This is a genomic window from Microbacterium sp. MYb45 (genome assembly GCF_002979655.1).
Lineage (GTDB): Bacteria > Actinomycetota > Actinomycetes > Actinomycetales > Microbacteriaceae > Microbacterium.
Genome location: NZ_PCPG01000020.1, coordinates 14,656 through 28,891 on the forward strand (window position 1 = coordinate 14,656; position 14,236 = coordinate 28,891).

Sequence of the window (14,236 nt, forward strand, 5' to 3'; positions counted from 1 at the left end):
CGATCGACCTCACCCGTCCACCACCCAGTCGGTGGTGCGGATGTCGCCGCCTCGGGGCTCGTAGCGCACGGTCACCTCCTCGCCGTCGCGCGCGATGACGATATCGAGCGGCGTGGATCCGTCCCGTGCCGCGCTGTACGAGAAGCGACGCGTGACGAGTTCGTCGCCGTCGCGGAGTCCCGCGCGTTCGGCCGCAGACCCCGCGACCAGACCGGTGATGCGCCGCGGCTCCTGGAACGACACGATGTCGAAGCCGAGGTCATGCTCGGGGGCGACAACGGGAACCGGGCGAAGCACTCCTTGGAAGAGCTCCGTCGGTCGTTCGATCGGTTCGCCGGCCACCATCGCGTCGTAGTCGGTGCGCGCCCGCTCGCCGATGACCTTCTCGATCCGCTGCAGCCAGCCCTCCACGAGCACCTTCTCGCCGCGACGCTGCGCCCGCTGGATGTCGATGACGATGTCGTCGAGCGAGACCTCTCCGGCCGACTCCGCCCGCAGACGGGCATCGACGGCCACGAGGTACTGGATGCCCCGCCCATAGGGGATGGTCTGCGCCCGCAGATCCGCCCAGAACAGATCGGCCGCGGCCGCATAGCTCAGGTGCCGTCGCGGGTTCGCGTCGTACCGGCGGTACATGTCGGTGAGCTGTTCGCCGAAGGTCGCGGAGTCGAGTATCCCTGCTCGCCAGGGCAGCACCAGCGAATAGAACTCGGCCGTCCCCTCGCTGTACCAGGATCCGACGGTCCAGTCCTCGTCGAGGTGCGGCCAGTTGTGCACCATCTCGTGCGCGAGCAGAGTGCGCAGATCCGCCTCGTCGACCTCGGTCGTCGGCGAGTAGCCGAACGCGAACGACGACGGGAAGGACGTGCCGCCGGAGCCCTTGTCGGGGTTGCGGCGCACGAGCACGTGATACTGCGGATTCTCCTCTTCGAAAAACGCGCTCATCGTGGTGTGGATGTCTCGCAGGTAGCTGCTGAGGCCGTCGAGGTCGAAGGGCATGTCGCTGTAGGCGTGGATGCCGAAGTTCGTCGCTCCGTCCGGAGCGATGATCGGGGTCCCGGCGCCGAACAGGCAGTGCTCGATCGATGCGATGTCGCCCGACCAGCGCCGCACCTCATCGCCGGCGCCGTGGCTCGAGACCGCCGACACGCCATCGTCGAGGTGCCAGGTCAGCGAGAAGTCGAACTCGCTCTCCGCACTGAGCGGCACGGGAAGGAAGGTGCAGCCGGCGCCGAACAGTCCGAGCTGCTCGCGGCGCAGGTCGAACAGCGGCCCGACCGGTGTGCGCAGATCCACGTCGCGCACGGGGGCCCGCACCGCGACCTCCACGACGCCGTCGACGTCGCGGGCGGCGAGGAAGTGCCGGTAGGTGCTCATGGGATCCGACGTGCCCTCGACCTCCGTCAATGGGACGGCGCCGGCGGAATCGCTCACCCGGATGTCTTCCACTCGGTATACCGCGCCGGGGACGGAGGCGATCACGGCAGGGAGCCGGAGCAGCACCTCCCCTGCGGCGACGGGGCCGAACTCGGCGCGATAGCGGGCGTCGATGCCCGCCCATCCCTCGGCGCTGCGGAACGGGGTGAGCTCGAGATCGAACACGGGCAGAGTCATGAGAGCGCCTCCCAGCGCACCGTGGCGACCTGGTCGCCGGCCGGCAGATAGTCGAAGTCGAGCGGCTCGCCGTCGCGCACGACGTGCAGCGACAGCGGCCGGTCGCTGTAGCGGGATGCGTGGTACGGCAGTGCGAGATCGACCAGCGCATCCCCGTCGCGCACCCCGGCACGGGCGGCCGCGGAATCGGGACGGAGACCCTGCACGCGCCGCCCGTCGCTGCGGAAGGAGGCGACGTCGAAGCCGAGGTCGTACTCCGCAGCCGTCGCCGGGACCGCTCGCATCCCCTCGAAGAGAACCTCGGGAAGCGGGATGGGGGTCCCTGCGGCCATGGCGTCGAAGTCGCGTTGCGCGTCAGCCCCCGTGAACGCCGCTACCCGCTCCACCCAACCCGCGGCCCCGACCTGTTCGCCGGCACGCTGCGCGCGGAGGATGTCGAGCACGACGTCGTCGAGCGACTTCTCGCCGTCCGTCGCCTGCCGGACCCGGCCGTCCGTCGCGATCAGATAGCGGAGCCCGCGCCCGTAGGGGATGCGCTGCGCGCGGGGATCGGCCCAGTACGCGGCGGAGGCCGCGTCGTTGTCGAGCCCTCGCAGGGCGTTGGTGTCGTACTGCTGGAACCTGTCGGTGAGCTGCGCGGCGAGCGCCGTGGTCGAGAGCATGCCGCTGCGGTGCGGGAGTACGTGCGAGTAGTACTCGGCGGTGCCCTCGGTGTACCAGGAGATCGCCGAGTGGTGGTCGTTCAGGGTCGGCCAGTTATGCGCCATCTCGTGTGCGAGGAGGCTCCGCAACTGATCCGTCTCGGTCTCGCCGACCGCTGAGAACGCGAACGCGAAGGACCCGGGGAACGCCGAACCGCCCGTCCCCTGCCCGAGGTTCTTGCGGATGAGCACGTGGTAGCTCGACCCCTCGTCCTCGAAGAACCGGGTGAACTCGGTGTGCAGCCTCGCGACGTACTCGCCGATCTCGTCCAGATCGAACGGGGTGTCGTTGTAGGAGTGGATGCCGAAGTCCCCTGACCCCTCCGGAGTGCGGTGCGGGGTGCCGGCGGCGTAGTAGCAGAACGCGACCGACTGCAGCGGCCCGCTCCACGAGCGATCGCCGGTGCCGTAGCTCGACACCGCCTGGACGCCCTCGTCCAGGAGCCAACGGAGCGAGAAGTCGAAGACGGGACCGTCGGGGGTCGAGACGTCGCCGGGAAGCACCAGGAAGTTCAGGCCGGCGCCGAACAGTCCGAGCTCTTCGGCCCGGAGGTCGAACAGCGGCCCCACCGGAGTGAGTTCGTCGTGGGGTCGCACGGGCGCCCGGAAGGCGACCTCGACACGGCCTTCCGTCGTGCGATCCGCGACCCAGTGACGGTAGACACCGGAGGAATCCGACGTGGGCTCGGCTTCCGTGAGCACCAGCGGCCCCGCGTCGTCGGAGACGGCGAGATCCTCCGTGCGGTAGGGCGTCGCCGGAATCGAGACGACGACCTCCGGGATGCTGAGCAGCGTCTCGCCCGCCGCCACCGCGGGCAGGTCGACGAGGTAGTGCACGTCGAACGCCGTCCACACATCGCCGTCCGCGACGGGCCGGAGGTCGAGCTCGAACCGCGGCATGCTCATCCCCGAGCCGCCGGTCGATGCGCGATGCACGACATCTCGACGCTGATCCCGAACGGCAGGCGGGAGACCTCCACTGCCGTCCGCACCGGGTGGGCGCGATCGCTCAGGTACGCCGCATACGCCTCGTTCATGGCCGGCCACTCGTCCATGTCGGTGAGGAAGCACACGATCTGCGCCAGGTCTTCGAGGGCGAATCCCTCCGAGGCCAGCAGCGCCTCGACGTTCTCGAGCGTGCGGCGGGTCTGCGCGCCGATGTCGTCGAGCACGGCATCGCCCGTTGCCACGTCGATCGATCCCTGGCCCGACAGGTAGAGCACGTCGCCGACCCGCCTGGTCGTGGCGTAGGGGCCTTTGGGCTGCGGCACGAGGGTGGCGCGCGTGGTCATGAGTGTCCTCCATGGGGATGGTGTGCCGGCGCGAGCTCTGTCAGCGCAGACAGCAGCAGGTCGACGTCGTCGTGGGTCGTCGTCAGGTACGGCGAGACGCGCAGGGCGCCGTCCCGGACGGTCGTGGTGATTCCGCGGTCTTTCAGCCGGTCGGTCAGTGTCGGGGCATCCGCCACCGTGAGGCTGACGATGCCCGATGCGGGCTCGGCCGCGGCGGGTGGCAGGCCGAGTTCGGCTGCTCCCTCGGCGATGCGCCGGGTGAGCGAGAGGGTGTGCGCGCGGATGGCCTCGAGCCCGATCCCCTGCCGCACGCGGGCCGCGGCCTGCAGCGCGGCCATGCCGAACAGGTTGCTGTGGCCGACGGCCAGTCGCGGCGAGGACGGCTCGTTCATGTAGCCGATGAGCCCCGGGACCGCGCGGTCGTCGAAGCGCTCGCCGGTCGCGACCACGGCGGCGCCGAATCCCGCCAGCAGCCACTTGTACGACGCGGCGACGTAGACGTCGGCGTGGCGAGCGGCACCGGGGAACAGCCCGGCCGCCTGCGCCCCGTCCACGATCAGGAGCGCGTCCGCAGACACGCACGCGTCGTGCAGCCGAGCAAGGTCGAGCGCATCACCCGTCGTCGCGTGCACGTGCGTCACCGAGACCGCCCGCGTGGCCGGGCTGATCGCCGCGATGAGCGCCGTCGTGCGGTCGGCGTGCGCGGTGGTGGCGACCTCCTGGACGGAGAGCCCGGGGATCGTGCGCCACGGCATCCGCGGGCTCGGGAAGTCGTCGGCGAGCACGATGACCTCGTCGCCGTCGACGAAGGGGATCGCACGGGCCACGGAGTTGATCGCCGTGCCGGTGTTCGCCAGCACCGAGACCGCGGTCGCCACGACCCCGAGCTCGTCCGCCAGCAGCACCGACACGTCATCCGTGAGCTCATGCCAGTCCGACGAACCGCGCGTCCCGCGACCGAGAGCGCGCGCGACCCCGGCGACGGCCGACTCCACCTCGACCGGGACCGTGCTCACCGCCGCGTGATCGAAGTACCCGCGCGGACGATCAGGGAAGTGCTCGGCGATGGCGCGTTCGTCGATCATGCGGCCGTCCCCCGGTCGATTCCCGGCGTCACCGAGAACCGGGGCACGGCGTCGAGCAGCATCCGCGTGTAGGGATCGTGCGGGTCGCGGAACAGGTCTTCCGCCGGCCGGTTCTCCACGACGACGCCCTGCCGCATGACGGCGATGTCGTCGCAGAGGTAGCGCAGCACATCGAGGTTGTGCGACACCACGGCGAGCGCGAGACCCGACTCGCGGCGGATGTCGCGAAGGAGGTTCAGCACCGACGCCTGCACGCTCACGTCGAGCGCGCTCGTGGCCTCGTCGCAGACGAGCACCTCGGGTCGCACGGCCAGCGCACGGGCGATCGCCACGCGCTGACGCTGCCCGCCGGAGAACTGGAACGGATACTTCTCGACGTCCGTCGCACTCAGACCGACGATGTTCAGCAGCCGGACCGTCTCGGCGCGATGGTCTCCCGGGATGTCGTTGACCTGCAGCGCCTCGCGGATCGCATCGCCCACGGTCATGCGCGGGTTCAGCGACGACATCGGGTCCTGGAACACCATCTGCACGATGCGGGGACGAGACCCCACGCCGCGCGCGGGCAGCGTCTCCAATCGGGCGCCGTTCCATTCCACGCGCCCGTCGGTGGGCCGGCTCATGCCCACGAGGGCGCGGGCGAGCGTCGACTTGCCCGATCCGGATTCTCCGGCCAGGCCCAGCGAGCGCTCGGTCGAGACCGCGACGCTCACCCCGCGCACGGCGTGCACCCGAGTAGACCCGCGCCCGTAGACGACATGGATGTCCGAGCCGATCAGCTGACCGCTCATCGTGCACCTCCTGCGACGCTCGCTGCGGAGTCCGTGTGCCTCGGCACCGGATGCGCGGCGCGGTAGGCATCCGTGTTCCACGAGTAGTCGTCGATCGTGGTCAGCTCGTGCGCGGTGCCGCCCGACAGATCGGGTACCGCGCCGAGCAGCGCCCTCGTGTACGGATGCTGCGGGTCACCGATCACCTCGGCCATGGGCCCCTCCTCGACGATCCGACCGTCGTACATGACGATCACGCGTTCGCAGACCTGGCTGATCAGCGCCAGGTCGTGCGAGACCATCACCAGCGCCGTCCCGTCTTCTTCGTTGAGCTTCTTCAGCAGGTCGATGACCTGCGCCTGCACAGACACGTCGAGCGCGGTCGTCGGCTCGTCGGCGAGGATCACCTGCGGATCGCCGAGCGTGGCCATCGCGATCATGACGCGCTGACGCTGGCCGCCCGACAGCTCGTGCGGATGCTGCCGAAGGCGCCGCGCGGGCTCGGGGATGCCGACGTTCTCGAGCGCTTCGATCATGCGCGCCTTCGCCGCAGCACCGCGCAACGAGGTGTGAGCGTCGAGCTTGTCGCGCATCTGCCGACCCACCGTGAGCGACGGGTTGAGCGACGACATCGGGTCCTGGAAGATCATCGGCATCTTCGCGCCGATGATGCGGCGGAGGCGTGAACGGCTGAGCCCGCGCAGATCCGTGCCGAGGAAGGTGTGCGCGTCTACCTCGGCTTCGAGCAGGCCGGGGAGCATGTGGGCGAGCGCCGAGATGGTGAGGCTCTTCCCGGAGCCGGACTCTCCGACGATGCCGACGCGCTCACCGCGGCGGACGACCAGGTCGATCCCGCGCACGAGCTCGCGCCGATCGTCGCCGTGGCCGGTGAAGACGCGCAGGTTCTGCACACCGAGCACCACGTCTTGCGGCAGCTCGCCCTTCGGGGCCTGCGACGACGGTGCGTCGTCGATCTCGGCGGCGGGTGCTCCACCACGGCCGCGGTCGCGGGCGAGACGGCGCAGCATCCGGCCCGGGGTCATCACCGCGCCCCGCGGGTCGAGAAGCTCCGCGAGCTTCTCGCCGAGCAGGCTGAAGCCGATCCCGGCGGAGACGATCGCCACGGCAGGTCCGATCGTGGTCCAGGGCGTGGAGTAGATGTCCTTCATCGCCTCGGCGATCATCCCGCCCCAGTCGTACTCGGGCGGCTGCACTCCGATGCCGAGGAACGAGAGGGCGGCCATCATCATCAGGCTCGCGCCCATGGTCACGACGGTGAGCGTGACGATCGGCTCGGCCACGTTGGGGACGATGTAGCGCCACATCAGTCGCCCCTTGGGCACGCCGAGAAGGCGCGCACTTCCGACGAAGTCGGCGCCCGCGACGGTGGCGGTGAGGTTGACCACCAGTCGCGCGGTCGACGGCACACCGGCGAGCGCGAGACCGAGCATCGCGGCGGTTCCCGAGCGGCCGAGCATCGTCGCCAGCAGCAGGGCGAGGATGATCGAGGGGAACGCGGTCGCCGCGGCGATCAGCTGGAACAGCACCTGGCGGGCACCGTTGCCGAGCACGGCCGCGAGCACCCCGATGAACACACCCAGAACGAGAGAGATGATGACGGCACCGAAGGTGAGCGCGAAGGTCAGTCGTGCCGCCACGAGCACACGGCTCAGGACGTCGCGCCCCAGGGCGTCGGTGCCGAACCAGTGCTCGAGAGAGGGCCCGGCGAGCGGATTGGCGGTGTCGAAGTCGTTCGCCTGCGGTTCGAGGAAGAACGGAGCGAAGAGGGCGGCGAGCACCCAGAACAGGACGAGGACGAACCCGACCAGGCCCGCCGGCGTCTGGAACACCCGCCGCAGCAGTCGTCGGGGCGTCTTGGTGCCGAGCGTGGTGGTGAGGGACTCGGTCATCAGCTGCTCCGGATCAGAGACTTGGGATCGACCTTCGCGAGGATCAGATCGACGATGAAGGTGGCAACGAGCGAGAACGTCGCGATGATGATCACCAGACCTTCCAGAAGCGGATAGTCGTACACGGCGATGGACTTGACGAAGAGGTTGCCGATGCCCGGCCATCCGAATACGGTCTCGGTGATGATCGCGCCGCCCATGAGCGAGGCCAGCATCATGCCCGAGTAGGTGAGCGTGGCGGTCATCACGTTGGGCAGCACATGCCGGAAGAGCACCACGCGGGGAGGAAGGTTGTTGGCGCGGGCGGTGCGCGTGTAGTCCTCGCGCAGCACCCGGGTCGTCTCGGCCTTCATCAGACGGCTGAGCACGGCGATGAGACCGAGCGACATCGTGAGCACCGGAAGGATGAACGCGGTCACGCCCTCTCCCCCGGCGGCCGGCAGCCAGCGCAGACCGACCGCGAAGATCATCACCAGGGAGATCGCGATGAGGAAGTCGGGGATCGAGGCGAAGAACCCGGAGATCGCGTTGAAGGCGGCGTTGGTGCGCTCGCCGCGGCCGTTCTCGGTGCGCACGGCCATCCAGATCCCGAGCGGGATCGAGACGAGCATCGCCAGCAGGAACGCGTAGAGGCCGAGCTGCACCGTGTACGGCAGTCGCGCGGCGATCTCGACGGCCACGCTGTTGCCTGTCGAGATCGATTCGCCGAAGTCGAAGGTGACGATCCGCTCGATGAACCGGCCGTACTGCTCCAGCAGCGGGTCATCCAGGCCGAGCTCCGCACGACGGGCGGCGACGTACTCCGGAGTCGCGGTGACGCCCGCGGCGGCGCGCACGGCATCCCCGCCGATGGCGCGGGAGAGGAAGAAGATGAGGGTGGCGATCAGCCAGAGGCTCAGGATCAGCGATCCGGTGCGTCGGACGATGAAGCCCACCCACGGCGATCGCGCCCCCTTCCGGGAGGACTCCGACGAGTCCTCCCGGGAGGGGGTGGTGACGGTGCTGGTCATCACGCGGTCTGTCCTGCGATCAGTTCTTGCGGAGGGTGAGCGGATCGACGAAGGCGCCCTTCGAGAAGAAGCTCACGCCCTCCCCGAGCACCCACTGGGAGTCGGCGGCGATGGTGGGCACCCAGTCCGCGCGCTCGACCACGGATGCCTCGGCCTCGATCCAGAGCGGGCAGGAGTCCAGTCCGCCGACCTGCGACGCCTCGCCCTGCTTCTGCGCGTAGACGGGGTTGTTGATCGCACCGAAGTTCGGGCCCTCGGGAGCCGCCGGGCCGACGAAGAACGGACGGAAGCCGGTGGGCTGCGACGCTCCCATGGAGACGAAGCTGACGCTCCATCCGGTGCCGGAGTACAGCACGTCCACGGCCTGAGCCGGTCCGCGGTTGTCGAGTTCGACCTTCACGCCGAGGTCCTTCCAGGCGCTGGAGACGAGCTCGGATGCGGCGGAGGTGAACTCCATCTGCAGCAGCTGCACGCTCAGCGGCACGCCGTCCTTGGCGTAGATCCCGTCGTCGCCCTTCGCGTACCCGGCGTCTTCGAGCGTGGCGGATGCCGCCTCGATGCCGCCGGTGGGGATGACGTCGGCGATCGCCTTCTGGTCGACGCAGATGTTCGAGGGTGCGCGCAGGAAGTCGGCCACGTAGCCGAGCCCCTGGGTCTGCACCTGGGTGAGCTCCTCGAAATCGAGGGCCTGGGCGAGCGCACGACGCACGGCTTCGTCCTGCGTGGGGTAGCCGTCGCGCTCGTTGAACATCATCATGGTGACGCCGGTGTCGGCCACCTGCTCGGTGAAGCCCGACTCGCCCTCCAGCCGCGCGAGCTGATCGACCTGCAGCAGCGCGGTGTCGGCGTCGCCGCCCAGGAGCAGGTTCACCTGGGTGTTGAGGTCTTCGACGATGTTCAGGTCGACGGTCTTCGGGAGGTCCTTGACCGAGAACCCTTCCGGGCCCCAGGCGTAGTCGTCGTTGCGGGTGAGGGTGATGTGCGAGCCGGTGACGAACTCGTCGACGACGTAGGGGCCAGTGCCGTCGGAGCCCGTGGCGAGCACCGACGGGTCTTCCAGCGCCGAGTCGCACACGATCCCCAGCTGGGTGAACGAAGGCTCTGCACCCAGGAACGGCATGCCGACCGTGAGGGCGACGTCGACCGTGCGGGCGGTGTCGTCGTACTCGACGGTGAAGTCGGAGGAGCCGAAGAAGTTGTTCACGAGCGGAGCGTTGGTCTCCGGGTCCTTCCACCGCTCGAAGTTGCGGGCGACGGTGCCGGCGGTGATCTCGCTGCCGTCGGCGCACATCGCGCCCTCCTTGATGACGAAGGAGGCGGACAACGGCGTGAAGTCCCACGACTCCGCGAGTCCGGGGATGGCCTCGCCGGTCTTCGGGTCTTCCCGGACGAGCGCCTCGTAGATGAGCCAGGTGGCCTGGCGTCCGCCGGTGCTGAACGCGAGTGCCGGGTCGATGCTGTTGACCGTGTCCGGGAGCAGCATGGTGAGCTTCGAGCTGTCACCACCACCACCGCCGGATTCGCCGGGGATGGCGGGGGTGCACGCGGTGAGCGCCATTGCCAGGGCCAGACCGGCCCCCACCGCAGCGGGGACGAGGCGCGGGGACTTCGGGGTAGTGCGCAAGGGTCCTCCAGGGTTCGGGGCGAGCGTCGTCGCCTTCGACAGTTTGTTGGGCGCTATTCAACACCATGACGAAGAACGTTCATGTAACAACTGTGTTACGGCGGTGATAACTGGGCCGAATACCCCGTGATTCCGGGAGAGAGCGGATCTAACTCCCCTCCGGGCCGGGCAAGAATTCATTGCAAATTTCTACAATCTGTGCCAAATTCCAGGTACCCAGAACTGTGGAGGGACCATGACGGATACCGCACCACCGACGTCGGACACGACGTCGCGCATCCCCGCGTTCACCGATGAGGAGCGGGCGCATGCCGCCACGATCGTCGACATCGTGGGTCCGATCATCGTGCCGCTGGCCCGCGCGCTCGCTCCCCGCACCGAGGTGCTGCTGCACGATCTCACCAAGATGCCCGGCACGATCGCCGCGATCGGCGGCAACATCACCGGGCGCGGCATCGGCGGGCCTGCCACCGATCTGGGCCTGCGCACGTTCTCCTCGGGGTGGAACGAGCACCTCATCGGCTACCGGACCGAGACGAACGACGGGTTGCCGATGCGCTCGTCCAGCATCTTCTTCCATGCCGCCAGCGGTCGACCCGTCGCCTGCCTGTGCCTGAACACCGATGTGAGCGAAGTGGTGCGCGCGCAGGAGCTGCTGCGCAGCCTGAGCGCCATCACGACCATCGATCCGTCGCTGCGATCCGAGACGATGACCGCCGAGAAGTTCCCCGCCTCCGTCGAGGATCTCGCGCAGGGCATCCTCGCCGAGGCCGTCACCGAGACCGGCATCCCGGTCGAGGCTATGAAGAAGCGGCACAAGGTGGAGGTGGTCCGGCAGCTGCGCGATCGCGGCTTCTTCACCATGCGCGAGGCCGTGCCGATCGCCGCCCAGAACCTCGGGGTCGGTCGCCACACCATCTACAACTATCTGAACGAGATCGAGGAATCCGCGGACGCCTCGAACGAAGAGGAATAGGGATCCGTGGACGAACGACGCGTCATCCGCTCCGCCACCTGCAACGGACGCCCGATCGACTACGCGATGAGCCTCGAGCAGATCCCGCTGCGCACGGCCGACGGCACCCAGGTCGGCACGCTGTCGGCGTTCTCGTACATCGCCGAGACCGACGCCGACAGCCGTCGGCGTCGCCCCGTGCTGTTCCTGACCAACGGCGGCCCCGGCGCCGCGTCCAGCTACCTGCACCTGAGCGGCATCGGTCCGTTCCGCGCACAGATCCCCACCGACCTGGAGTCGGGTGTCCGCGCTCCGTACGGCATCGAGGAGAGCCCGTCGTCGCTGCTCGATGCCGCGGATCTGGTGTTCATCGACGCTCCGGGAACGGGATTCGGCACGGTGGCGGAGGGCGCAGACCTCGCTCCCTTCTTCTCCATGGAGGGCGATGCCGAGGCGTTCGCCCGGGCCATCACCGAGTGGGTGGGCCGGCATCGACGCTGGGATTCTCCGAAGTACTTCCTCGGCGAGAGCTACGGCACCCACCGGGCCGCGTTCCTCGCGTCGAGCACACACGGCATGTCGACGGTGCCGTTGGACGGCATCGCGCTGCTGGGCCAGGCAGTCAACATCCAAGAGACGGCCGAACGACCGGGCAACGTGCCCGGCGCCCTGGCGAACGTGCCGTACAAGGCCGCGGTCGCCTGGTACCACGGAGCAGGATCGCGCGAGCATGAGTCCGTCGAGGATGCCATCCAGGCCGCGCTCGACTACGCCTGGGGCGACCTCGCCACCGCCATGCTGCAGGGGACGTCGCTGCCCGGCACCGAGCTGCAGGCCGAGGCGGCTCGCCTGTCCGGCATGATCGGGATCCCCGCGGAGGAACTGGTCCGGTCCCGCCTCTGGATCTCCAAGACCGACTTCCGCAAGCGATTGCTCCGGGATCGCGGAGTCGAGGTCGGCGTGAACGACAGCCGCTACACCTCCCCCGCGACCGATCCCGGCTTCGGCGAGCTCGGACTCGACGCCGCCGGCACGCACCTCTCCCCTCGCTACACCGCGGCGTTCGCGCAGCTCTTCGAGGAGCTCTTCGACGACACCCCCGGCATCCCCTATCTCGTCCACGACGCGAACGCCGCCAGGGAATGGGAATGGGCGGATCAGGGCGGCGGCCTGTTCATGTCGATGGGCAAGCCGTCGCCGTTCCACACCTACCCGTACCCGGCCCGTCTGAGCCGGTGGATGAAGCAGATGCCGACCGGGCGCCTGTTCATCGGCACCGGGATCTACGACTCCCTCACCACCATCGGCTCGGCGGATCATCTGCTTCGTCAGTGGGACCTGCCGCGGGAGCGCGTGGTCTCGCACTGGTACGACGGCGGTCACATGATGTACAGCGAGAGAGACACGATCGTGAAGCTCAACGCCGATCTGCGCGACTTCGTGACGGGCGGCCACGAGTGACCGCCCCGGTCCGGAAGGCGCGCATCGGCGGCGCCGAGATCGAGTACCGCGGCACCGTCGGGGAGATCGACGTCTCCGACGGCGAAGACGGCCCCGGTGCGCGCTACGTCTTCGCCGAGTACATCCGCACCGATCTGACCGACGACGAACGTGCCGTGCGCCCCGTGCTGTTCGCGTTCAACGGCGGCCCCGGCTCGTCATCGGTGTGGCTGCACCTGGGCCTCGGCCCTCGGCGGGTGGCCGACGCCGACACGCTGCATCCGCGCATGGCTCCGCCGTTCGCCCTCGTCGACAACGCGGACTCTCCGCTCGATGTCGCCGACCTCGTGTTCATCGATCCGCCCGGCACCGGTTACAGCAGGATCCACCCGGATGCCGATCGCGAACGTTTCCACGGTGTGGAGCAGGATGCCCGCGCGACTCTGGAGTTCATCGGCCGGTGGGTGCGGCGGAACGGCCGGGAGCAGTCGCCGCGCTTCGTGATGGGTGAGAGCTACGGCACGCATCGCGCGGCGCGCATGTCGCGTCTCGCGAACGGCGGCCCGATGCGCGGAGGCACCACGAGGGCGACCTCGCTGAACGGCGCGATCGTGCTCGGGCCGGCATTCGGACTCGGCGAACCCGCCTGGAACGGAGATGTGCGCGCGGCCTTGGAGTTCCCCACGCTCGTGCACACCGCGCGCCACCACGGTGCCGTCTCCGACCTCTCCGATGACGACGTCTCGGATTTCGCCCGCACTGAACTGCTCCCGGCGCTCGTCGCGGGAACGCAGCTGGAGGATGCGGAGCGGGAGGCCCTCGCGGCGCGCATGGGCGGGCTGCTCGGACTCCCCGCGCCGGTGCTCATCGAGCACGATCTGCGGATCACCCCGGATGCCTTCGCCCGGCTCGCGTTGCGTGAGCAGGGTCGCCAGCTCGGAATGTACGACAGCCGCTACACGCTCGCCGCCGACGGCGCCGGCTCCGACCCTGTCGCCGACGACCCGGCGATGGGCGCATACGCTCCGCAGTTCACCGGAGCGATCCAGCACTATCTGCGCGAGGAACTCGGATACGCGAGCGACGACGAGTACCGTGCCATCGACTTCCGTCTCGCGATGGGCGGTTGGGACTGGGACGGGCACGACTCACCCCACAGCAACTGCTTCGGCGACTTCACCGAGGCGGTGCGTCGCGACGAGCGCTTCGAGCTGATGATCGGCGTGGGCGAGTACGACCTCGTCACGACCAGGGCGGCGACCGAGTTCACCTTCACCCGCTTCCGGTTCGATCGCTCGCGCGTACACCTGAAGGTCTACGGATCCGGCCACATGCCCTATCTCGGAGAGGCACCCCGGGTCGCGCTGGCCACGGACATTCGGGGGTTCGTCGGCGCGGGCGCTGCGCCCTAGCTCGATGGATCCCGACGATGACGCCGCGGCTACGCTGAGGCGTATGGCAGATGATGTTCGCAATGTGCTCGAAGCCCTCTCCACGATCGACGAGCACTGGCAGCCGCATCGGCTCACCAGCATCAACGACTACGACGTCAAGGTGGTCAAGCTCCAGGGCGAGTTCGTCTGGCACACCCACCCCGACACCGATGAGCTGTTCATGGTCGTCAGCGGTCAGCTGACGATCCAGCTCCGCGACCGCGATGTCGTACTGAACCCGAATGACGTGTTCGTCGTGCCGCGCGGAGTCGAGCACTGCCCGAAGGCGACCGACGAGGTGCACGCGATCCTGTTCGAGCCGAAGGGCACGGTGAACACCGGAGACGCCGGCGGCGACATGACCTCAGACTTGCACGAATTCGACTGAGATCTGTCCGTCGC

The 14,236-nt window shown here is 68.9% G+C and carries 12 protein-coding genes; 4 read left to right on the top strand and 8 right to left on the bottom strand.

What is annotated here, in order from left to right; genetic code table 11:
* Positions 1–9: 9 nt before the first annotated feature.
* The 8 genes from CQ034_RS18865 to CQ034_RS18900 are packed head-to-tail and all read right to left on the bottom strand — an operon-like array spanning position 10 to position 10,006.
* A complete protein-coding gene (locus tag CQ034_RS18865) occupies positions 10–1,614 on the bottom strand; it encodes a hypothetical protein (RefSeq protein ID WP_105712304.1) in 1,605 nt (534 codons plus the stop codon).
* Positions 1,611–3,221, bottom strand: coding sequence for a hypothetical protein (locus CQ034_RS18870; RefSeq protein ID WP_146114888.1), 1,611 nt, complete (start codon positions 3,219–3,221; stop codon positions 1,611–1,613). The genes CQ034_RS18865 and CQ034_RS18870 overlap by 4 nt, the downstream gene beginning before the upstream one ends.
* Positions 3,218–3,607, bottom strand: coding sequence for a RidA family protein (locus CQ034_RS18875; protein ID WP_105712306.1), 390 nt, complete (start codon positions 3,605–3,607; stop codon positions 3,218–3,220). The genes CQ034_RS18870 and CQ034_RS18875 overlap by 4 nt, the downstream gene beginning before the upstream one ends.
* On the bottom strand, positions 3,604–4,692 hold the full coding sequence (locus CQ034_RS18880) for an aminotransferase class V-fold PLP-dependent enzyme (RefSeq protein WP_105712307.1): 1,089 nt from the start codon (positions 4,690–4,692) through the stop codon (positions 3,604–3,606). Before CQ034_RS18880 ends, CQ034_RS18875 begins: the two co-directional genes overlap by 4 nt.
* Positions 4,689–5,483, bottom strand: coding sequence for an ABC transporter ATP-binding protein (locus CQ034_RS18885; protein WP_105712308.1), 795 nt, complete (start codon positions 5,481–5,483; stop codon positions 4,689–4,691). The genes CQ034_RS18880 and CQ034_RS18885 overlap by 4 nt, the downstream gene beginning before the upstream one ends.
* A complete protein-coding gene (locus tag CQ034_RS18890) occupies positions 5,480–7,372 on the bottom strand; it encodes a dipeptide/oligopeptide/nickel ABC transporter permease/ATP-binding protein (protein WP_105712309.1) in 1,893 nt (630 codons plus the stop codon). The genes CQ034_RS18885 and CQ034_RS18890 overlap by 4 nt, the downstream gene beginning before the upstream one ends.
* Positions 7,372–8,382 carry an ABC transporter permease gene (locus CQ034_RS18895; protein WP_105712310.1) on the bottom strand — a complete coding sequence of 337 codons (1,011 nt, stop codon included), beginning with the start codon at positions 8,380–8,382 and terminating at the stop codon, positions 7,372–7,374. Before CQ034_RS18895 ends, CQ034_RS18890 begins: the two co-directional genes overlap by 1 nt.
* A 19-nt stretch (positions 8,383–8,401) precedes the next feature.
* Positions 8,402–10,006 carry an ABC transporter substrate-binding protein gene (locus CQ034_RS18900; protein WP_146114889.1) on the bottom strand — a complete coding sequence of 535 codons (1,605 nt, stop codon included), beginning with the start codon at positions 10,004–10,006 and terminating at the stop codon, positions 8,402–8,404.
* 235 nt (positions 10,007–10,241) lie between these two features.
* Between CQ034_RS18900 and CQ034_RS18905 the strand changes: the two genes are divergently transcribed.
* From CQ034_RS18905 to CQ034_RS18915, 4 genes are read left to right on the top strand one after another with little or no spacing between them, the layout of a single operon-like run.
* The gene (locus CQ034_RS18905) at positions 10,242–10,982 is read left to right on the top strand and encodes a transcriptional regulator (protein ID WP_091029785.1); all 741 of its coding nucleotides are present in this window, start codon (positions 10,242–10,244) and stop codon (positions 10,980–10,982) included.
* Positions 10,983–10,988: 6 nt separating this feature from the next.
* Complete coding sequence (locus CQ034_RS19495; protein ID WP_146114890.1) at positions 10,989–12,422, top strand: hypothetical protein; 1,434 nt, start codon at positions 10,989–10,991, stop codon at positions 12,420–12,422.
* Positions 12,419–13,813 (top strand): S10 family peptidase, encoded by a 1,395-nt coding sequence (locus tag CQ034_RS18910; protein WP_181156383.1) that lies wholly within the window; start codon positions 12,419–12,421, stop codon positions 13,811–13,813. Before CQ034_RS19495 ends, CQ034_RS18910 begins: the two co-directional genes overlap by 4 nt.
* A 43-nt stretch (positions 13,814–13,856) precedes the next feature.
* Positions 13,857–14,222 carry a cupin domain-containing protein gene (locus CQ034_RS18915; RefSeq protein ID WP_029262391.1) on the top strand — a complete coding sequence of 122 codons (366 nt, stop codon included), beginning with the start codon at positions 13,857–13,859 and terminating at the stop codon, positions 14,220–14,222.
* Positions 14,223–14,236 lie beyond the last annotated feature (14 nt).